This is a genomic window from Ruegeria sp. CF5, from assembly GCF_056537325.1.
The window spans coordinates 34,702-55,054 of record NZ_JBQFRI010000013.1 but is presented as its reverse complement, the minus strand read 5'-3'; the positions used below and the strand labels follow the sequence as shown (position 1 = coordinate 55,054).

15 protein-coding genes are annotated in these 20,353 nt (G+C 57.8%); 5 read left to right on the top strand and 10 right to left on the bottom strand.

The annotated features are described in order from the left end of the window. The first annotated feature begins 24 nt into the window (after positions 1–24). On the top strand, positions 25–1,137 hold the full coding sequence (locus ACR0NW_RS21705) for a formylglycine-generating enzyme family protein (RefSeq protein ID WP_480791930.1): 1,113 nt from the start codon (positions 25–27) through the stop codon (positions 1,135–1,137). Positions 1,138–1,152: 15 nt separating this feature from the next. Here the strand turns inward: ACR0NW_RS21705 and ACR0NW_RS21700 are convergent, their stop codons facing one another. The 5 genes from ACR0NW_RS21700 to ACR0NW_RS21680 form a co-directional block, all read right to left on the bottom strand. After that, positions 1,153–2,682, bottom strand: coding sequence for a GMC oxidoreductase (locus ACR0NW_RS21700; RefSeq protein WP_480791929.1), 1,530 nt, complete (start codon positions 2,680–2,682; stop codon positions 1,153–1,155). 34 nt (positions 2,683–2,716) lie between these two features. Further along, on the bottom strand, positions 2,717–3,688 hold the full coding sequence (locus ACR0NW_RS21695; RefSeq protein ID WP_170656598.1) for an NAD-dependent epimerase/dehydratase family protein: 972 nt from the start codon (positions 3,686–3,688) through the stop codon (positions 2,717–2,719). Between the two features lie 94 nt (positions 3,689–3,782). Continuing rightward, the gene (locus ACR0NW_RS21690) at positions 3,783–4,526 is read right to left on the bottom strand and encodes a polysaccharide deacetylase family protein (protein ID WP_480791928.1); all 744 of its coding nucleotides are present in this window, start codon (positions 4,524–4,526) and stop codon (positions 3,783–3,785) included. 3 nt (positions 4,527–4,529) lie between these two features. Then, complete coding sequence (locus tag ACR0NW_RS21685; RefSeq protein ID WP_480791927.1) at positions 4,530–5,972, bottom strand: protoporphyrinogen/coproporphyrinogen oxidase; 1,443 nt, start codon at positions 5,970–5,972, stop codon at positions 4,530–4,532. A 45-nt stretch (positions 5,973–6,017) separates the two neighbouring features. Beyond that, complete coding sequence (locus ACR0NW_RS21680; RefSeq protein ID WP_170656592.1) at positions 6,018–6,944, bottom strand: glycosyltransferase family 2 protein; 927 nt, start codon at positions 6,942–6,944, stop codon at positions 6,018–6,020. Positions 6,945–7,222: 278 nt separating this feature from the next. Between ACR0NW_RS21680 and ACR0NW_RS21675 the strand changes: the two genes are divergently transcribed. Beyond that, positions 7,223–8,656 carry a lipopolysaccharide biosynthesis protein gene (locus tag ACR0NW_RS21675; protein WP_480732039.1) on the top strand — a complete coding sequence of 478 codons (1,434 nt, stop codon included), beginning with the start codon at positions 7,223–7,225 and terminating at the stop codon, positions 8,654–8,656. A 75-nt stretch (positions 8,657–8,731) separates the two neighbouring features. On the opposite strand, the gene ACR0NW_RS21670 is transcribed toward ACR0NW_RS21675, so the two are convergent. Continuing rightward, positions 8,732–9,985 (bottom strand): PepSY-associated TM helix domain-containing protein, encoded by a 1,254-nt coding sequence (locus ACR0NW_RS21670; protein WP_480791926.1) that lies wholly within the window; start codon positions 9,983–9,985, stop codon positions 8,732–8,734. A 199-nt stretch (positions 9,986–10,184) separates the two neighbouring features. Between ACR0NW_RS21670 and ACR0NW_RS21665 the strand changes: the two genes are divergently transcribed. Beyond that, on the top strand, positions 10,185–11,351 hold the full coding sequence (locus ACR0NW_RS21665) for a DegT/DnrJ/EryC1/StrS family aminotransferase (RefSeq protein ID WP_480791925.1): 1,167 nt from the start codon (positions 10,185–10,187) through the stop codon (positions 11,349–11,351). A gap of 2 nt (positions 11,352–11,353) precedes the next feature. Here ACR0NW_RS21665 and ACR0NW_RS21660 read toward each other — a convergent pair whose 3' ends face one another. Next, a complete protein-coding gene (locus ACR0NW_RS21660; RefSeq protein WP_480791924.1) occupies positions 11,354–12,904 on the bottom strand; it encodes an oligosaccharide flippase family protein in 1,551 nt (516 codons plus the stop codon). A gap of 333 nt (positions 12,905–13,237) precedes the next feature. On the opposite strand from ACR0NW_RS21660, the gene ACR0NW_RS21655 reads away from it, so the two are divergent. Further along, positions 13,238–14,500 (top strand): nucleotide sugar dehydrogenase, encoded by a 1,263-nt coding sequence (locus ACR0NW_RS21655; RefSeq protein ID WP_170656583.1) that lies wholly within the window; start codon positions 13,238–13,240, stop codon positions 14,498–14,500. Beyond that, a complete protein-coding gene (locus tag ACR0NW_RS21650; RefSeq protein ID WP_480766920.1) occupies positions 14,487–15,743 on the top strand; it encodes a glycosyltransferase family 4 protein in 1,257 nt (418 codons plus the stop codon). The genes ACR0NW_RS21655 and ACR0NW_RS21650 overlap by 14 nt, the downstream gene beginning before the upstream one ends. A 12-nt stretch (positions 15,744–15,755) precedes the next feature. Here the strand turns inward: ACR0NW_RS21650 and ACR0NW_RS21645 are convergent, their stop codons facing one another. The 3 genes from ACR0NW_RS21645 to ACR0NW_RS21635 all read right to left on the bottom strand — a co-directional run bounded on the left by ACR0NW_RS21645 (position 15,756) and on the right by ACR0NW_RS21635 (position 20,317). Continuing rightward, positions 15,756–16,859, bottom strand: a complete 1,104-nt coding sequence (locus tag ACR0NW_RS21645; RefSeq protein WP_480791923.1) for an acyltransferase family protein — start codon at positions 16,857–16,859, stop codon at positions 15,756–15,758. Between the two features lie 189 nt (positions 16,860–17,048). Continuing rightward, complete coding sequence (gene xrtD / locus ACR0NW_RS21640) at positions 17,049–18,650, bottom strand: VPLPA-CTERM-specific exosortase XrtD (protein ID WP_480791922.1); 1,602 nt, start codon at positions 18,648–18,650, stop codon at positions 17,049–17,051. A 164-nt stretch (positions 18,651–18,814) separates the two neighbouring features. Beyond that, a complete protein-coding gene (locus ACR0NW_RS21635) occupies positions 18,815–20,317 on the bottom strand; it encodes a hypothetical protein (protein ID WP_480766922.1) in 1,503 nt (500 codons plus the stop codon). Positions 20,318–20,353 lie beyond the last annotated feature (36 nt).

The window sequence follows — 20,353 nt, the reverse complement described above, 5'->3', positions numbered from 1 at the left end:
CATGGAAACCTGGGGGGGCTTCCTATGGTGTCTCACAGCGCTTCGGGCGGCGAAGCGATCAGGCACTCGTTGTTTTGGCGCATTGCACGTCGGGCGTTGCGGTTGCTCTGGATAGTGTTTCTGGGCCTTTCGATTATCGCAATATTGGTACTTGGCGCGATCGCAACGACGCTGATTGCCAATGCGGCTCTGCGTGATCTCGATGCCGTCATGAGAGCGACCGAAAAGCATGAAACCCTGCCCGAGCCGGATCTTTCACGTATCAAGCGCGTGGCGCTTTTTGTAACGGCTCAGTTTCTGCCCTTGCGCCAGCCCGGTGATGAACTGGTTGTAGCGGGCCGTGTTTTTCAGGATTGCGCAGACTGCCCTGAAATGGTCGAGGTTCCTCATGGCTATTTTCTGCTCGGTACGCCGGTTTTCGAAGAAGGGCGCTATATGCACCTGTTTGAGTTTCCGCCGCTTCGGCAGAACCTCAAATTTGCCAATCAGGAAGGTCCGCGGCGGTTGGTCCGCATACCCCAGGCATTAGCGTTTTCCCGGTACGAGATCACTTATGGGCAATGGCGGCAGGCTCAGGCAGATCCAGAATGGCTGGCGATAACCGGACGGGATCCGTACTTTCCCGATCTGGAGGCGGATTATCGTGATGACCAGCCCATGACGATTGTCGAATGGCGTGATGCAAAGGCCTATGTCGACTATCTCAGCGCGAAGACGGGGCACACCTATCGTTTGCCGGCAGACGCTGAATGGGAATATGCCGCCCGGGCCAGGACGGTAACGCGCTTTCCTTGGGGAAATGACGTGGGAAACAACAATGCCGTTTGCGTCAACTGCTCGTCCATATGGACCGAACGCCGCCCGGCGCCGGTTGGAATGCACCCGCCCAATGGTTTCGGCCTGTATGACATGCACGGAAACGGCTTCGAGTGGGTCGAGGACTGTTACGAGGCGTACCATACTTCCGCAAAGCGCGACGGCTCTCCTAATTCCCGGGAGGTGTGCGAATTCCGAACCCTTCGTGGTGGTGAAGCGGCTTCATCTGCCTGGCAAAGCCGATCAGGATATCGTGTTGATCCGCATTACAACAACCGCGACTACGGACATGCGATCCGGATCGTCCGCGAACTGGACTGACGGCAGGCTTCGGTGTCAGGGGGCCAGCGTTCCGATGCGATGGGCGTTGGCCATGACCGAGAATGTGATGGTCGTTGCCGGAATACTGGGCAGGCTTGAGGCGTCGACAAGATGCACCCGCGACAAACCCTTGGGGCGCCCCAGAATATCGGCCTGTCCCGAACCGGGTTTTCTGGCCATCGGAACCGACCCACCCACGTGAAAGCTGGACCCCGCATCACCCGGACGGCGGGCGAAGCTGAGTGGCGAAAGCCCCGCCAGTTTCAAAACCTGTGAAAGCCGGGATGTGGCCAGTCCGATAACCTTTTCGGTTTCGTCATTGTCTATCACCGTTGGGGCGAGTCGCCCATCAGTGGACAGTGTCAGGTCGATCCGGGCCGAGTGTGCCGAATGCAGAAAGGCCTGCGCCACGATCAGCCGCCGGGCCAGCATCCTCCACAAGGGGGCAGAACCCGGTAATCTGGCACCATAACTGCTGATCAGATCATGGGCGTAGAATTCGTTCCATGTATAGATTTGGGCATGCACGAGGTTTGGTGAAATGTCCGGATCATCCAGTTCGATGAAAATCTGCGGCAAGGTGTGATAGGGCCTCTGGTCGACGTGGCGTGGTGCGCGCCAACGGTGCAGGCTGGGCAGAAAGAAATGCTGACTGTCCTGCAGCCGCAAACTTGCCGTGGGGTCCGGAGATGACGTCAGAAGCAGACGCGCCGTTTCCAGAACACCGGCGGCAATGAAGATACGATCAGCCCGCAAGGTTTCACCGCTGTCCAGCAGCACTGTCACGTGGTCACCGTGTTCCTCGAACCTGCAGGCAAGACCGGCGCGATGGCGGAAGGCAGCGTGATGCCGCAGATCGCCGAGGGTTTGTCTGGCTGAATATATATGGCCCCACGGGCAGCCGTGCAGGCATTGGCCACAATACCGGCAGCCGGGATCGACGGCCAATCGCGCCGCGCCTGCGCGGGTGTGCAGATCTGCAAGCCCGGTTTTATGGCGGCTCAGCAGATCCAGCATTCGCTCGGCCTGTGGCGAGGGGGCCAGTGGCACTCTTTCCTGCATCGAAAAGGCGGGGAACAGGGTCTGTAGTTCGTCCACCTGGCCACTCACGGGCAGAAATTTCGCGACCGCCCGGTAATGTGGTGCCAGATCCTCGATACCAAATGGCCAGTCGGTGATATCGGCGGCACGGTTCGGCAATACGGCCGAGCCCCAGAGGTTGGACAGCCCGCCTTCGGCATGTGAGGCGCGCAAGCCGATCCCTTGGGTCGAAACCAGCGTCTTTTCACCCGGCACCATGGCAAAATCCGAACCGAACCTGCGTACCTGTCCGGGCGGTGTATCGAACTGTGGCGCCTGCCAGCTTTGCTGATCGGCGGCGGACCAGTCGTCCGGGTCCAAGGCTGCCAGATGATCGCGGCGCTTCTGCGCTGCGGTTTCAAGCTTGCGGCCGCCGTCCAGCATCAGAACCTGACGGCCACGGTCCAGAAGGGCAGTGGCCACCGAGACCCCGGACGGGCCGGACCCGATCACCAGATCGGTCACGGCGCGCTACCTGTCTGGATCGGCGTCTGTCCGTTCATGCGGAGACCGGACGTTTCATTTCGACGACAATGTCATCAATGATCTGCTGCAGCGAACGCATCGGGCGGAACCCGGTGACACGCTCCAGTTTCGAGACATCCGGCAGGCGGCGCTGCATATCCTCGAACCCTTCGGGATAAACCGTGTCATAGGGAACGCATTGGATTTCCGAGGCAGAGCCGGTCGTCCGGATGACCTGTTCCGCCAGGGCGCGGATCGTGACCTCCTGATCCGTTCCGACATTGAAGACGTCGCCGCGCGCGTCCGGCAGGATCATCAGCCGGCACATGGCTTCGACCACATCGGCCACATGGCCGAAACAGCGCGACTGTTCTCCGGTGCCATGAACCATCAGTGGGGCGCCCTCCAGCGCGGCCTTCACAAAGTTTGGCAGCACCATGCCATAGCGCCCCGTCTGTCGGGGGCCTGTGGTGTTGAAGAACCGCAGAACCGTGACCGGCAGGCCGGATTCCCGCGCATGCGCCAGCGCCAGAAACTCGTCCAGTGTCTTGGCGCAGGCATAGGACCAGCGCAGGTTGCGCGTGGCGCCAATGGTCAGGTCGCCTTCTTCCTGAAACGGGAAATTCGTGCTCTTGCCATAGACCTCAGAGCTTGAGGCGATGAAGGTGTGCGTGTTGTTCACCAGCGCAGCATCCAGCACGTTCTCGGTTCCTGCCACATTGGTCAGGATTGATCGGCTGGGTTCGTCCATGATCAGCTTGACGCCAACGGCTGCGGCCAGATGAAAGACGACATCGGCGGGGCGCACCAACTCGGCGACCAGTTGCCGGTCAAGAATGCTGCCTTTGACAAAGGTGAACTCCGGATGATCCGCCACAGTGGCAAGATTGGACATGAGCCCGGTCGAAAGATCATCGAGGATCGTGACCCGATGACCTTCGCTGATCAGCCGTTCCGTCAGATGAGAGCCGATGAACCCGGCGCCGCCGGTAACCAGAATATGCATGTGTTTGTACCAGTCACTTTTTGAGAACCAATTTGCCGGATTTTACGCGTCTGCCCATGTGTCCGGCCATAGCTACGGGCAGAAAAGAACTTGCTCACCATGATTTTCCCCGCACCATTGCACGGACGTTCCGCATTATTTTGCGGGCCGTAAGATATGGGCCGCCCCGCCCGGCAAGATGAGCCCGCCAGCGGGCGATGTCGGTGAAATAGAACATCTCAAGCCGGGGCAGATCGTGGATGTCATCCCCCGGTCCGGCCACACCCAGCCTTGTGCCGACTGAGGTGTCGTAATGCTGCGCGATCTGCCTGAGCACGCTGTTGTTCGAGGCACCGTATGGGGGCGCGAAATGTCGGATCGGTTGGCCAAGCCGCGCGGCAATGTCCTGCCCCGATCCGGTCACTTCCTCCTCCAGCGTTTCCGGATCCAGCGTGGAAAGATCGGAATGGCTGATACTGTGCGCGCCAAAACAGACCCCTTCACCGGCCAGTGCTGCGACTTTGTCCCAATCCATCAGGGGGCGGGGCGGGGTGTTGCCCCCGGCCCAGCTGTCCGCACCACCCATCAGGCCCGAGGGCAGATAGACGATCGGGCAGAACCCGTGATCACGCAGGATGGGCCAGGCGGTATCGGCAAAATCAGCAAACCCGTCATCGAAACTGATGATGACCACGCGGCGGTCGGGCGGATTGGCCAGAGCGTCCGGCGTCACCACCGGCAGGCCGGAGGCGGCCAGTGCCTGCATCTGTGCGGCAAAGATGTCGGGCGCGATCGAGGTCGGCCCCGGCGCATCCGAGATCGAGTGATACATCAGGATATCGGCCTGCCAGTCGGGCATGGGTCAGTCTTCCACCACGTGGGTGGCGAAGACCTCGCGATAATTGTTCCATTTTGCGCGGTCGACCCGGCCCTTGCCATCAATGCAATCTGCCGCCCCATAGGCCATGGCAAAGGCGTGATGGGTATTGTCATGGGCGAACAGGCCCTGTCGTCCAAATACGAGCAATCCGTCCAGATCTGAGAGCCACTGATCCACCGTATCGAACCGCGCCTCGTAACCCACATCGTAAACCGGATAGGCGTGGCTCAGCCGCCGGGTTTCGCAGCGGCGCACCGGCACAGTAACCGGCAGACCCAGCTGGCCCAGCCATTTGGTGAACTCCTGCCCCAGTTCCTCGTCGGACATGGACCACCACTTTTCATCCGGATCGCAGGGCAATTCGGCGCACAGCACGGTGACACCCTTTGGCTCGCCACTGGCATTATAGTTCTTGGGTTCCGACATGCGGCTGATCGGGATCGACAGCTCCGGGAAATAATGCGCGTCGAACTCGGTGAACTGGTCGGTCTCAAGAACCAGATACAGCAGGATCATGCCCCGGAAGCGAATGGCGCGGGCGGCCTCGACCACCTCGGGCGGGGGCGCGTCGATCAGGCGTGTCAGCCCGGTCAGTGGAATGGTCGACAGGATCAGGTCGCCGGTCAGTTGCCGTTCGTCTTCGCCTTCGCGGATCGTCAGGCCGGTGATGCGGTCGCCGTCCCGGTCGATCCCGGTGATCTCGGTGTTGAACAGGAATTCAACACCGGATGCGCGTGCACTCTCCTGCATCGCGTCCGAGATTTGCCCGAACCCTTTGCGCGGATAGAAAAACCGCCCGGCGGTTTCACTACGCAACCCCGGCAACAGACGCATCATCTTCATCAGGATCTTGCCGACCGACCCGCTGCCGACCCGGCGTTCTGCCAGCTTGACCGCCAGCTTGTCCGGGTCCAGCCCCCAAAGCTTGCGCACGTAGGGGAAATAGAAATTGTCCGAAATCGTCGGTCCCAGCCCGTCATAAAGCACGGTCGAGAATGTCTCTGCCCCCTGATTTTTCTTGCGGAAAGGTTTCAGCACCATGTCCCCGATCAGCGACGCGGCAAAGGGTTTGGGCAGGCGCATCAGCGCATCGGTCAGTTTCAGCGGGAAGTGAATCCACTTGCCACCCAGCCGGATGCGCCCATGGCGCGGACGCAGCAGCAGATCGTCACCCAGCAGGGCTTTCACATCGGCCAGAACCTCGGGTTCTGCTGCCGGATGAAACCGGTGCGAACCATAGTCGCAGATCACGCCTTCAACCGGGAATGAGGCCGAATTGCCGCCCGCAACGGGGGCGCGTTCGATCACGGTCACCTTGGCCTGACCGGCAAGGGCATGGGCGGCGGCCAGTCCGGCGGGACCGGCGCCCAAAATGATAATGTCAGGCTTGCCGCCGCTGCCATCGGATTGGGAAACGTCCGTCACGTGCGCAGTTCCTTTGCTGGCTCGGAATGTATGTGTCATGTCCGGTCAGGGTCTGAGATGCAGACGCGAGATCATGTCGGCGATCAGTCCCAGCGACCAGATCATGATCGCCGCAAGGAACGAGAACACAGCGGTTTCACTGAGGTTCCACTGAGTCAGGTCATAAACTGTCTTGAAAAAGCCCAGAGCGAAAAACGCCAGCCCCAGCGGGATAAAGACCCGGAGCGGATTGAACAAAGTACTGATGCGCAGGATCAGGATGATAAAGTTCAGAAAGTCGATCGGCCGGATTTTCGATTTTCCCACCCGCTTGCCGTATTCGATCGGCGTATAGATCATCCGCTTGCCGTTCGAGGTCATGCACAGCGTGATCGTGGTGGTGAAGGAAAAGTTCTGCGGCAGCAGCGGCAGGAACGGGATCAGTTCGGATTTGCGAAAGACGCGCAGGCCGGAATTGAGGTCGTTGATCTTGCGCTCGGCCAGGAATGAAGCAAAGGCGAACAGGAATTTCTTGGCCGGCTTCCGCAGCAGCGGCACGTTCTTCATCGCGGCGCCCCGGTCGCCCACCACCATATCCTGATCGCGGCACATGGCCAGCATGCCCGGCAGGTACCGCGCGGGATAGGTGCTGTCGGCATCAAGGATCGCCACATATTCATACTGCGCCATCCGCACGCCGCGCTTGAGGCTGGCACCATATCCGGAATTGACATCGTTGAAGGTGACGGTGGCGCCGCTGGCTTCGGCCTCGGCGCGGGTGTTGTCCTGACTGGCATCGTCCACCACGATGATCTCGTATGGAATACCCAGCGGCTCGAGATGGCTGCGCACATCTTCGACAGTATGGCGGACGGCGTTTTCCTCGTTATAGGCGGGGATGACCACGCTCAGGCTCATGCCTGTTGTATTCGCCATAGTTGGCTCATCGGTCGCGGCACTGCCCGCGTCGATCCGCTCTGCGACTTTGTTCATGAAAATAGAAACCCTTTATTCACTCAATATATCCTGTCCCGTGCCCACCCGCATGACATGTGTGGCATAAGGACCGCTACGGGGGTAATTCCCTGTACTTGTATAGTATTCGAACACGCACAGACTGAACATAGTCAATAAATTTGACCAAATTCGACCGTTTCGACGTCAAGTTTTGTACTTGTTCACACTGCATACAGCAGGTGCGAACGTATTGAGACCGTTATCACCCGGCAAACAGCCGGATGCGGATGGAAAAGGTTATAGGAAGAGGGCCGATGTCAGGGCGGCAGAATTTCACCAGCGGGGTTGCCTGGATGTCTGCCGGGATCTGGGTCGAGCAGGCGTTCAATTTCATCATTTTCGCCATTCTCGCCCGGCTTCTGGGGGTCGAAGCTTTTGGCCTGCTGGCGATGGCGGCCGCCTTTGTTTTGTTTTCCGAATTTCTGGTGCGTGAATCCATCTCCGAGATATTGCTGACTCATGAGGAGTTGTCGTCCGAGCGGCTGAATTCGGTGTTCTGGCTGCTGGCGCTGTTGGGGGCCGTTCTGACCGTACTGCTGTATCTGGGTGCAGGGCCGGTTTCGGTGTTCTACGAAGAAGAACTTGCGGGTCAGCTGCTGATCGGTTTGTCGCCGACAGTGCTGATGATTTCGCTGACGGCCGTGCCGGTGGCGATCCTGCGGCGTGAGATGCGGTTTCGTGTTCTGGCGCTGCGCGCAGCACTGGGGGCGGCCATTGGCGGGGTCGTCGGAATTGGCATGGCGCTGGCGGGTTACGGTGTCTGGAGCCTGGTCGGTCAGCGGCTGGCGATGACTGCCACGAATATCATAATGGCCTGGGGCGCAGTGTCCTGGCGGCCAGCCCTTCGTGTGTCGCGGGAGCATATGCGCGACATTTTGCATTTCAGTCACCGGATCATCGGATTGCGGGCCGCTGAACTGGCTGCGGTACAATCGCCCGCAGTGGTTATCGGCGCGATGCTGGGGCCGGTGCAGGCCGGGTACTATTCGATCGCATGGCGAGTAGTCGAGATTGCTTCGTTCCTCATGATCACACCTTTGCGTACCGTTGCACAGCCCGCCTTTGGGGCAGTGGCACGGGGTGGGGGTCAGGCAGTGGAGCTGCTTTTTGATGTCATGCGCCTGACCGGGTTCGTGGCTTTCCCGGCCTTTGCCGGGCTTGCGGTTCTATCGGAACCGGCGCTGGTGCTGCTTTTCGGTCAGAAATGGGCTCCGGCGGCCCCAGTCCTGAGTCTGATGTCGGTCTTTGGTATGTATCTGTGCGTCGAGAAGGTGCAGCAGACCTTTTGCCTAGCCGCAGGACAGGCCGGGCGGCTGGCATTGCTTTCCTGGATCGAGGTGGCGCTGGCTGCTGCGGCGATCACCCTTGCCGCGCCGTATGGGCTGACGGTTGTGACAGCCGGTTTTGTGGCGGCGTTTCTCATCGTATGGCCGTTCAAATTCGCCAATCTGGCTGCCATCTCGGGACAACCGGTTCTGAGCCTCGTCTCGCTTCACGCCTTACCGCTGGCAACGGCAGGGATCATGGTGGTGGGTGTTCTGGGATGTGTGCGGGTCCTGAACGGTTGGCCGCAAATCACGTTGCTGATTGCCGGGACGTTGGCCGGGGTGGCAATCTACACCGCGCTTGCGTTTTTGCTCATGCGAAGCAGGTTTACCCTGCTCAAAGTGCTGGCCGGGCAGACATGAACGGATCGGATTACCGGGCTGGTGCATCAGATTCCGGTCAGGTGGAAATTGTGCTCTTCGTGTTGCCGGGATTCACTAGGTGGCCTGTATGTCCTGGCTGAAGGCATCAGGCGGCCCGGGTTCCACATTTGCATAAGATGCGGGGCTGAAGCGCATATAGGCAACGATCAGGATGCCCAGCAACAACACCAGATATGCCCATCGAAGCAGCCCCATCCCACGCCAGATGCGCCTGACCGGGCCAAAATTTGTGGCGTTCGGGGTCAGCTTGGCGGCAAATATCAGTGCACCGCTGCAGGCGACGCCAAAGGCCGTGAGACCCAGAAGAAACCAAATCACTTTTGAAAATGTCCCACCCCAGGTGCCGAAATGCAGCACTTCCATCAAGTGCAGCCAGCGCGCCATTCCACCAGAGTCATTCGGCGTGAAGGCCCCAAGAATTTCGAGGGTTGCAGGATCAATGGATACTGTGCTCGCGCCGCTGAATTCCGAAAACCCCGCCTGATGGCCGACAAAATTGAGACTGCCGTATTTATGGCCGGGAATGATCAGGACCGCCGGCTTGAAATCCGGAAGTGCGGCACGGGCCTTTTCTTCGGCGGCATCAATGATCGCTGAATTGAAGTCTCCCGGCAGAGCGGTTTCGCGGTCTGCGGGGGGGAGGGGTTTTGGTGTCGTGCCATCAAACCCCAGGTCAAACAGCAGGAAATAGAAACTGGTTATCGCAGTTATGACCAGCAGTGGTACTGCCCAGACCGCCAAAAGCCGGTGAGTGCCACCGGCCCAGGGCCTGAGACCACCTGAGCGGTTTGGCCAGCGAAAGAGTCCTTTCCAGAAGCGCCGGTAAGTGATGAGGCCGCTTACGGCCTGAAACAGAAGCAGGACGGATGAGGCGCAAATCAGGAGATAGACGGGTCGTTTCGTTGTCAGAAACGTATCGTGGAGATCGCGCAGAATGTTGCGGAAATTTGTATCGGCGGTCTCTTGAACAACATCCCCGGTTTTGGGGTCCGTCCAATAGCTTACATTTTTTCCCCGCTCCGTGCGGCTGTAGGTCCGATCCACGAACCAGGGGGCAGGGCGCTTTTCAATGGCAAGGATTGTGCTGTCGGGATGCGCCTTTTTGATACTGTCATAGATCATGCCAAAGCTGGCGGTACGTTCCTTTTGAGAGATGGTGGTCCAAACCGCCGGTCGGGCAATCGATTCCAGCTCATTGCCAAAAACGAGCAATGTGCCTGTCAGAAACATGAAGGCAAAAAAGATTGACAGGTGCAGGCCAAGCCATGTGTGAAATGTGAATAGCCGGTTGCGGATTTTTCGGTTCATATGAATGACTGGTAGCTAATGAGCTTCCTGAACACTAAATGAGATTGACGCCTGATAGGCAATGCGACTGAAATGCTTTTTTGCACGGTTGAGATTACAATATGCTCTTTTGCACCCCTATCATGATGGCGGATTTATTGATCGCAGGCATTGAGGCGAAAGCCGGATTCGCTGGAGCCACTGAAACAGAAGAGCAGGCATGACCGCCGATACACGTCAAAACGCGCTTTATTGCGGTGATCCGCAGATGCAGTTCTCCAATCTGTTCCGCCGGGATGCTGCCGGTGGGTATACCGCGCTGTTCAGAGGGCGATCCGTCTCCTGGAGCTATAATACCCGTGTGGCGATCCGGGCAGCATGCGATTTGCTGGAACTGCAATCCGGAGACGAGGTCCTTGCTCCGGCCTATAACTGCGGATCGGAGCTTGATCCGTTGATCGATGCGGGTGTTTCGGTCCGGCTTTATCCGGTTGCTGAAGACCTGATTGCCAATCCTGACCGGATCGCGCCGCTAATAACAGAGCGGACACGGGCGATTTATGTGACGCATTATTTTGGTGTGATCCAGCCTTTGCTGGCAGAGTTGCGTACGCTGTGCGACCGGTACGGGTTACGGCTGATCGAGGACTGCGCTCTCAGCCTTCTGAGTGGCGCCACCCCGGCCGAAGGTCATACGGGTGATGTCGCGGTGTTCTGTTTCTACAAATTCGTGCCTGTGTTGGGGGGCGGAGCACTGGTGATCAATGCGCCGGATTTAAACACCACCCATCCGTTTTCGCAGCCCGCCCCGCGCAAGACGGTTGCCAAAGCGCTGGCGCGCGCCGGGTTGGCGAATGTGCTGGGGCCAAAACGTGCAAGGGGGGTACTGCAGGCGCTGCGCGGCAGAGATCAGGTGGCGGTTGAACCGCCTTCCTCAGATGGTCCGCTGGAGGATATCCCGGGGCATTACTATTTTGACCCGGCCCTGCGCGATGCCGGGATGAGCGCGTTCGCGGCCCGTCCGTTGCGGGCATTTTCCGTTTCCAAAACCATTGCATCAAGGCAGGCAAACTGGCGGCGCTATCGGGATATTCTTGATGGTGTGGCCGGTGCGCGCATGCTTGTACCGGAGCTTGCGCCCACGACCTGCCCGTTGAACGTGCCGGTTCTGGTGGCCGGGCGCGACCGGGTTGTGCAAGGGCTGCAAAAGAAGGGGATCGATGCAACACCCTGGTGGGCAGGATTCAATCGCAATCTCGACTGGACAGGTCAGGACGAGGCAATGGCGCTCAAGAACGATGTCCTGTCTCTGCCGCTGCACCAACATCTGTCCGATGCGCATATCGACTATATCGTATCCGAACTGAACCAAGAGCTTTCGGCCTGAGATCAGAGCGCTTTCGCAACTTTGGATCTGATTTTGGATGCAAGCTCCAGTGCCAGGCTCTCAAAGCCTTTCGGCTTCCCGGAAAGGCGCCAGAGCAGAAGGTGCGTTCCGACATAGGCGCAAACGCCGACCAGCACCTTGACCGAGAATCTGATACGCAACAGGGGCAGATCATCCACCGTTTCATAAGCCCAGCCCACGGCGTCGACACTGCCGTAGGCGCTGCTGACAAACAGGACTGCGGCCAGCATGACAAAGGTGGACACAAAGGTGCGCCAGGCCACCAGGATAGGCGTCAGAAATCCTCCGGTTCCAAAATCTCTGGCCATGACAAGCGCCAGCCCAATCCCAAACAGGCTGCCGGCGCCAGAGCCGAGGATCGCGCCCAGGAAGCCATGGTTCGACCCCAGAAGCATGAACAGGATCGTGACAACCAGAAGGATGCTGTTGCGCAGGAACAGGCGTTTTGTATCGCCCTGCACATAGCTTGCGGAACGGACATTGGCCTGCAGCGTTTCCATGGCTTTCAGTGGGGCCAATACCCAGATGACTTGCGATGCTGCCAGCCATTCGAAACCGGCAACGACAACGATCAGGTGGTTTGCAACCAGAGCCATGCCGACACTGGCCGGGACGATGATGCCCAGCAGAATGGCATTGGCCTGTTCAAAAGCCTGCCGGTCGGTGCCCATGGTCCTGGCGGCGCTGGCAAGGCCGGGATAGATCACCCGTTCCAATGGCCCGATGATCTGGCTGGTGAACAGGGTTACGATGCGATAGCCAATTCTGAAAATACCCGCATCCGCAAGACCCAGCGTACCCCCGATGATGATCTGGGGCATGTTGTTGATCAGGAATTGCGTGATCTGAACGCCCAGTGACCATGACGATACATTGATGCAGTCATGCCAGCATTTCAGTGTCAGCCTGGGCCGCATGGGGGCAACGGAAAAGCTCCAGATCACCCGGATCACCTGGGTGATGATGCTGGCCACGACGATGGCCCAGAAATCGCGCCAGAGCCAGGCAAGGCCAACCGCCAGAAGTGTATATGCCATCCTGCTGATCGTTTCTTCGCCCGCCACGAAACCAAAGCGCAGATTCCGTTCCAGCAGGGGGAAACGTGTGCTTTTGACGGAGCTCACAATGGCAATGACGCACAGCGCCGGAATGAGCGAGGTCAGCTCTGCCAGGCCGAAGAACTCCATCAACGGGCCGCTGGCCCAGATCAGAACCGCTGCGGAAACTCCAAGCAGCAGTTGCATGGTGAACACCGTGTTCAGATGGTCGTCGGTTATGTTGGGCTGGCGGATCAGGATCATCGATACAGCCCGCTGGATAATTTCCAGAAACGCGGCAACGATTATGAAATAGGCGATGACGCCAAAATCCGTCGGCGTCAGCAGCCGCGCGGTCACGGCAAGTGTCACAAGACCCAGAATCTGACTGAAGACACCTGAGGCGAACAGGGTCGCGGCCCCCTTGGTGAGGGCGGTGCCGCGGTCGGGTGTGCCGGAATGAGTGTCCGGCCCAGATTCAACAGAGCGTTTCAAATTTTCAAACTTTCCACATTCGCAACAAACTACAAATTAGCGCTCTAGTGTTTCCTGATTACTCCTGAAAAAAAGTTTCCCGCACTTAAAGATTTGCCATTGTGGCAATAAAGGTAAGTCGCTGGTAGTCAGTCCAAAGAGCAACATTCATTTTGTGACAAGATTGCATGTTTTTCACTCAGTGTCAGAAGGCAGCGCGACATTTCAAGAAAGATGTCCAATCCAGGACAGAATTGACCTCTAAACGCGTAAGGATATCAAGTATGTGCTGTCCTGTATTCAATTCGGAAACAATCGGGCTGTGGTAGCCAGTATTTAAGACGGTGTGAGAGTATGAAAATCGCGATTTTCGGATTGGGGTATGTGGGGTTCACGGCGGCTTGTTGTCTGACCCGTGAAGGACATGAGGTAATCGGCATCGATGTGAATGCCGACAAGGTCGCCGAGATCAATTCCGGCCATCCGCCGATCAAGGAACCAAAGGTGGACGAACTGCTGACGGCGGCGCTTGCCAAAGGTCTGATCCGGGCTGTGGTCGAAATCCCTGACCTTTCGGATGTTGACCTGGCCATTGTCTGTGTGGGCACGCCCAGTTCCACTGACGGGTCGCATAACATGAGTTTCGTAGCCGAGGTGACCCGCCAAATTGCCGAAACCGTGTCGCCCGGCCGGGCGCGGCCGCTGACGGTGGCATACCGATCGACCTTCCGGCCCGGCACCGTCCGTCAATTGGTCGAACCGATTTTCAACAGTTATCTGGGGGACAGGGCCACACACGCGGTGGAGATCGTGTATAACCCGGAATTCCTGCGCGAAGTGTCGGCAGTTGATGATTTCTTCAACCCGCCCAAGATCGTGGTGGGGACCAGGGACGGCAACCGGTCCGACGTGATGGATGCCCTGCACGAAGGTCTGGATGCTCCGGTCTTTTATACGGCCTACGAAGAGGCCGAGATTACTAAGTTCGTGGATAATACCTGGCACGCGGTAAAGGTGGCCTTTGCCAATGAGATCGGCCGTATCTGTCACCAGATGGGGGTGTCGGCCAAAACCATGCACGAGATTTTTGTTTCCGATACCAAGCTCAACATCTCGCCCTATTACACGCGCCCCGGGGGGGCTTTTGGGGGATCGTGCCTGCCCAAGGATGTGCGCGCGCTGCAGCATATCGCGGGCGAGGTTGGGGCACATACGCATCTGATCGACAGCCTGTTGCACACCAATCAGGCGCACAAGACCTATCAGGCGCAGGACATCATGGCCCGGCTGCCCGAAGGAGGCAGGGTGCTGATGGCGGGGCTGGCCTTCAAGGCCGGAACCGATGATCTGCGCGAAAGCCCGAATGTTGATATCGCCCGGCGGTTGTTGGAAGGCGGGTATGCGTTGTCGGTCTATGATCCGGCAGTCCGGCCAGCCGACCTGCGGGGGCAGAATCTGGGCTATGCCTTTACCCATTTGCCGACGATGGGCAGCCTGCTGGTGGATCGTGCCACGGCCGAGGCCGGACCCTGGGATTTGGTGATCGGATCAAACCGTATCGTGAACGAGTTGAACCTCGGTAATACAGAGGTGGTGCGAACCTATGAATATGACTAGCCCACCGCCCGCCGTTCAGCCGATCACGTTTGATGAGTTGCGCCAGAGCCAGCCCCTGAAAGGGCTGAAGGTTCTGATCGTGGTCGAAAACCTGCCCGTACCCTTCGACCGCCGTGTCTGGATGGAGGCGCGGACGCTGGCCGCCGCCGGCGCGCTGGTCTCGGTCATCTGCCCAACCGGCAAGGGCCATGAGGAACGCGTGTGGGAGGATGAAGGCATCAAGGTCTATCGCCATCCTCTGCCGCTGGATGCCAGTGGCGCGCTGGGATATCTGTTGGAATATGGCGCGGCGCTGTTCTGGGAAAGCTGGCTGGCGTTGCGGATCAAGATGACGCGCGGTTTTCACGTCATCCATGGCTGCAACCCGCCCGATCTGATCTTTCTGGTGGCGCTGCCCTTCAAGTTGTTCGGCGTGCGCTACCTGTTTGACCACCACGACATCAACCCCGAGCTTTATGAGGCCAAATTCGACAAGCGCGGCTTCTTCTGGAAGCTGATGAAGACGTTCGAGCGGTTGACCTTCGCCTCGGCCCGGGTGTCGATTGCCACCAATGAAAGCTATCGCAAGATCGCCATCGAACGCGGCGGCATGGCGCCCGAGGATGTCTTTGTCGTCCGCTCGGGTCCGGACCTCAGCCGCCTGCAGCATTTGCCCCCGAACCCCGATTGGCGCAACGGTCGCAAGTATATGGTGGGCTATGTCGGCGTGATGGGCGATCAGGAAGGCATCGACCTGCTGCTGGAATCCGTGGCGCATCTGGTGCAGGCCCAGGGACGCGAGGATATCCAGTTCTGCCTTGTGGGCGGCGGCCCCAGTCTGGACAAGCTGCAACAGCAATCCGAAGAAATGGGGCTTTCGGATTTCGTCACCTTCACCGGTCGCGCGCCGGATCATGATCTGTTCGAGATCCTGTCGACCGCAGATGTCTGCGTGAACCCGGACCGGGTGAACGAGATGAACGACAAGTCCACCATGAACAAGATTCTCGAATACATGGCGTTCGAAAAGCCCATCGTGCAGTTCGACGTGACAGAGGGCCGGTTCTCGGCGCAGGAAGCCTCGCTTTATGCAAAGGCCAACGATCCGGTGGATATGGCCGACAAGATCGCCAAACTTTTGGCGGATGAGGGGCAACGTGCCGAAATGGGCCGCTATGGCCGCGCCCGTGTCGAGTCCGAGATGGCCTGGCCCCACCAGGTGCCTGCCCTGATTGCGGCATATAAGCGGATCTGGAAGGGGTAAAACCCTGACCCGCTACTCGGCGGCTTGTTTGGTTTCAATATGCCCCGGTGCTTTCTTCCGGCGCCGGAGCTTCATGGCCGGGGCCTCGATGAAATGCCAGGAAAGCACTGCACAGAGCAGGGTAAAGGGCAGTGAAATCGCCATATTTATGACAGGCGTCGTCACGCCTGATTGTGCCACCAGCTGCTGGATCGGGAAGGCGTAGATATAGACCCCGTAAGAATAGTCGCCCAGCTTGTTGTAATTCAAAAGCAGCGGAACTCTGGCATAGCCGAAAAAGAACACTGCATAAGACAGGCTGACGGCAAAAACCGGCAGGAACAACGGTGTGAACCAAGCCGCGAAAGCCAGTGCGCTCAGCCCGGTCAACAATGCCCAGGACAAGGGAATATGGTGACGCCAGATATAAAGCACCATTCCTGAAAGAAAGGGCAGTCCAAGCCGTGTGAGTACCTCAATCCGTGGGTTCACGTCGATAAAAGCGACGACCAGTGTATAGAAACACAGAAACAGCACTACCAATACGGCAAAGATCTTCTTGTGTCCGAGAAACCCCAGAAGGCCGCATATCAAAACGCCGACATAACAGGTGACTTCGTATGAGAGTGACCAGAGCGAGCCGTTGATCGCGGCCCCGTAGGGGTTGGCTTCGAATACGCCGGGCAAGGTATATTGCAGCTTGAACAACAGCATGTTGCGGATGAAATAGTCGCCCGCCTCGGCCCAGAAAACGGAAGGGGGTGCCTGCGTCAGCAGAAATCCGGCGATCAGAATGGTGATCATGGTCACCATGGCGAGCGCGGGAAATAACCGCAGGGCCCGGGCAGTCAGAAATGCCGTTGCGGACGGTTTCCGATCAAAACTGCGCGTAATGAAAAACCCCGAGATCGCAAAGAAAGCCCACACACAGATTATGCCGAGCGAAAGCCCGTGCAGTACGGATTCAAAAGGCTGCCCGAATTCAGCGCCCCAGCTTAGCGGATAGGCATGCGACACGAGAACGAGAATAGCCGCCCAAATACGGATCAGATTGAAGTTGTTGTCCCGCCCCTCTGACCGATCCGCGATGCGAGGCGCCGTTTTTTCGGGACACACACTCGCAACCTGTTCTTTCATTTCCGTTTTCCCGGGCTGACTGCAGTATTCGTGTAACATGCGCTTATTGGCAGGCAGATTATTGATACAATATCCATGAAATCATTACTCCAAATATCTTGAAACTTTGCCGGAGGTTGCGGAAACAACCTTGTGATTGAATTGGGAAACGTCTCCAAATTTCCCTTCGTTAAATCATTGTCGCCGACATCAGAACGGTACGAAACGCGGCAGGCGGTTGAGGCTTGGTTCCATGAACCGCTGCAGCCGTGCGTCCGCATCCGCCTCGGTCTCACCGGCCAGGATCGGAGTGACAAAACGCACCAGCGCCCCATCGGTACGGCCCATGGTAAAGCCGTCTTGAATAACGCTCATCTTGGCGCGGAAGTCGTTGACCATGCGTTTGCCGCGCTGTTCGAACCAGTAATAGACCAACTGCTTTGACAGTTCTTTCTGGATCACCGCGCGATTGACGGTGAAGCTGCCATAAGGGGTGTTGCCCGGATTGACCTCGTAGGGCTCAAGACTGAAGATTTCCCAGCCACCAACTGGCAGGCAAACCTCGGGCGAATGAATACCCTCCCCATCGGTCTGTTTGTCGTAGAAGGCCACGAACATATTCACGAAATCGCCGGAACCGGTGTCGATATAGCTGGCATTAAGGTAATCGCTGGCACCAAGGGTCTGTGCAACCTCGGGATCCAGGCTGGCGGTCGATCCGGACCAGTCACCAAGCTGGCGTGGGTAAAGAACGAAGGGATCGCGTTCGATGGGCTGCACTTCAGAGGCAGGCCGCAGCATCCAGGTGGCAGAGACAGCGAGGGTCAAAAGCGCCGCAGCCGCCAGAGCCACCGAGGCACGGATTCTCAGGACGCGCAGAGCGATGGCGCCAAGCCCTTCGACATCCAGATCGATCGCTTCAGTAAAGGGCTGCGGATTGGGGGCAAGTCGCTGCAATCCGATCGCCATCAGGAACAGAACGAACACGCAAAGCAGGAAGATGATCCAGCCCTCGAAGAAATGCAGGAATCCTTCGGCCTGCTCTATGCCGTTATAGTTAACCAGAACACCGATAACGCCGATGCGGATGGAGTTCATCAGAATGGTTAGCGGAGCAGCCGAGACCAGAAGAACCACCTTGTGCCAGACAGGGCCGCGGTAAAGCAGAGCAAAAAGATATGAGAAACTCAGGATCGGGAACAGGTAGCGCAACCCGGAGCAGGCCTCGGCCACCTGCAATTTGTAGACCCCCAGATCGATGATGTTGCCTTCGATGAAAACCGAGACGCCAGCCATCTGCACGAACCAGACCCCAAGCTCCGACGAAACCCACTGAAGGAAAATCGTGAGCTTCCAATAGACGAATTGTGGCAGGGGCAGCATGAAGATCAGATGGAGAACCGGCAACTGATGGTATTTGCCGCGTTCCCAGCCGAATACGGTCAGCACCAGGCCACCTGTCCAGATAATCATCGCGTAAGTGACGATATCCGGAATACGCGCCAGATTGCCCAGAACGGCGACGACCAGTGCCAGTGCGATCACCATCACACCTGGCCAGCGATCATCGATAGTGGGGTTGGGTGGGGGGTAATTACGCAGCTCGCGCAGAAAAAGATAAAGCGAGATGACCGGGATCAGCGGTCCGTGGCTGTATTCGGGCGTACTCCAGGCTGCGCCCAGAGAGACAAGCCCGAGCCAGAAAATCGGCATTGACCCGGCCATGAGCAGGACAAACCAAAACAACCCGGCCGCATTTATGGCCGACTGGGTAATCCGGGCAGTATCAAGCGCCTTGCCGCTGGCCTGCATGGTCCGTTCCTTCGAATCGAGGCCAAAATTCGGTGTTCATCATGCACGAAATGATCGGGTTCTTAAGCTTCCGGCCAGTTACCTCGGGATTTTTGACTTCGAACCGGAAAGGTGCTGCAGTACAGATAACTTTGTCTACAAACGGGAAACAATCATTGGGTGCGTCAGGGTTTGAGGAATAGCCGTCGCCCCAGCGTGAAATAGATGGAACTCCCGGTTGCCTGCGCTGACTGACGCTGCTCATCGATCAGGTATTGATACCCGAGGGTCATCGCCCAGTCCTTGGTGATCGCGCGGGTATAAGCGGCGGTGATGTTTGTGCGTGAAAGCGGATCGGTCGGGCCGGGGCCTTCTTCTTCCTGATCCACGTAATCTATGCTCAACGAGAGGGCGGAATCCTGATTGATGAAATAGTCATAAGCGAAATAGGCCAGTGTCTGGCGGGTTTCCCGGCTTTGCGTGCTGGTGTCTACCCGGCGCTGTGCTGTCGCGGTGATCTGTGATCTGTTGACCGTATACACATAGTTGAGATCGCCGATAACGGTCGTTTCCCCGAATGGGCCATGCGTCAGACCGATGTTGAAATCGAACGATCCGTTGGGCCGTTGAAAATCACGGCCAACCGTTGCATTCGTTCTGGCTCCGTTGACGCCAAAAGTATGATCAAGCAGGGCATTCACAGAACCATCCGGAAGCTCTCTGAACCAGGAAAAGCGCGCGACATAGTCTTCGTCCACAGTATTGGTATTGAACGTCCGCAGCGTTTCATCGACCTGGGTTACACCAATATCTGCATTGATCGTGGTAACCGCGGAAACATCATACGAAATGCCCGTAGACAGAGTCGTCGTCTTTCTGTCAGTCCGTTCCTGATCTTCGGCCGTATAGCCGATATAGCCCAGGCTCACATTCCCCTGCAAAACCGGAGAGAAGCGCAGCAGAACAGTTGCAGCAAAATCGTCGTATTCGTTGTCGAACAGGTCCGGATCGGTCGTGTTTGTGTAGGTGCGCTCGTAACGGTTGTATGTAAGCTGAAAGCCGAGCGGATCGTTGAGGCCGGTTTGCCAATCCAAGTTTATCCGGCCATCGGCGCGATCACCGCTGGAAATGACAACATCGCCGGCATCGATAATGCCATCCTGATTGATGTCTGTCAGTGAGCGGTTGAAGTTCAGATCGGTTGAGCGGTATTCAAGCAATCCGCTGAAGCGGCTGTTGGCCCGGTCGCGCAGATAGGTCAACCGTGTGAGCGGGTCGTTGAATTCCGTGTCCGATCCAAGCACCGGTTCGTCATAAATCCGAATGAGCCCCGAGAGGTCAAATGTCAGGGTCGAATCCGGCGTTTGATTCACGACCCCGATACCGAGGAGGTTCTCCCACCGAGATGTTGAACCGAGTGATGGATTGGTCAGTCGGAGATTGTCATCATATCTGAACGTCGACAGGTAATCGAGCGTGACGCTCAGCCCCTCGCCGGTCCCAAGTTGCTGTCCGGCAGGCAGGGCCAGCCTTCGCGCCGGGTTTTGCAATGCCCTTTGCCTGATCAGCTGCTGGCTGGGTGTTTGCTGATTGGATGTCAGTTGGTTGGGCGTTTGTTGACCGGTAGTCTGCTGGCCAGTAGTCTGTTGATTGGACGTTTGCTGTCCGGCTGCCGGCGCAAATGACATGATGCAGGCTGCCCCGCTTGCCAGAGCAAAGGACAG

Excerpts from the sequence above, each read along its gene's own strand:
- ACR0NW_RS21635 (WP_480766922.1), bottom strand. The coding sequence starts at position 20,317 with ATGTCATTTGCGCCGGCAGCCGGACAGCAAACGTCCAATCAACAGACT.
- ACR0NW_RS21670 (WP_480791926.1), bottom strand. The coding sequence starts at position 9,985 with ATGAACCGAAAAATCCGCAACCGGCTATTCACATTTCACACATGGCTT.
- ACR0NW_RS21650 (WP_480766920.1), top strand. The coding sequence starts at position 14,487 with ATGAATATGACTAGCCCACCGCCCGCCGTTCAGCCGATCACGTTTGAT.
- ACR0NW_RS21645 (WP_480791923.1), bottom strand. The coding sequence starts at position 16,859 with ATGAAAGAACAGGTTGCGAGTGTGTGTCCCGAAAAAACGGCGCCTCGC.
- ACR0NW_RS21695 (WP_170656598.1), bottom strand. The coding sequence starts at position 3,688 with ATGCATATTCTGGTTACCGGCGGCGCCGGGTTCATCGGCTCTCATCTG.
- ACR0NW_RS21690 (WP_480791928.1), bottom strand. The coding sequence starts at position 4,526 with ATGCCCGACTGGCAGGCCGATATCCTGATGTATCACTCGATCTCGGAT.
- ACR0NW_RS21680 (WP_170656592.1), bottom strand. The coding sequence starts at position 6,944 with ATGAACAAAGTCGCAGAGCGGATCGACGCGGGCAGTGCCGCGACCGAT.
- ACR0NW_RS21655 (WP_170656583.1), top strand. The coding sequence starts at position 13,238 with ATGAAAATCGCGATTTTCGGATTGGGGTATGTGGGGTTCACGGCGGCT.
- ACR0NW_RS21705 (WP_480791930.1), top strand. The coding sequence starts at position 25 with ATGGTGTCTCACAGCGCTTCGGGCGGCGAAGCGATCAGGCACTCGTTG.
- ACR0NW_RS21665 (WP_480791925.1), top strand. The coding sequence starts at position 10,185 with ATGACCGCCGATACACGTCAAAACGCGCTTTATTGCGGTGATCCGCAG.
- ACR0NW_RS21675 (WP_480732039.1), top strand. The coding sequence starts at position 7,223 with ATGTCAGGGCGGCAGAATTTCACCAGCGGGGTTGCCTGGATGTCTGCC.
- xrtD (WP_480791922.1), bottom strand. The coding sequence starts at position 18,650 with ATGCAGGCCAGCGGCAAGGCGCTTGATACTGCCCGGATTACCCAGTCG.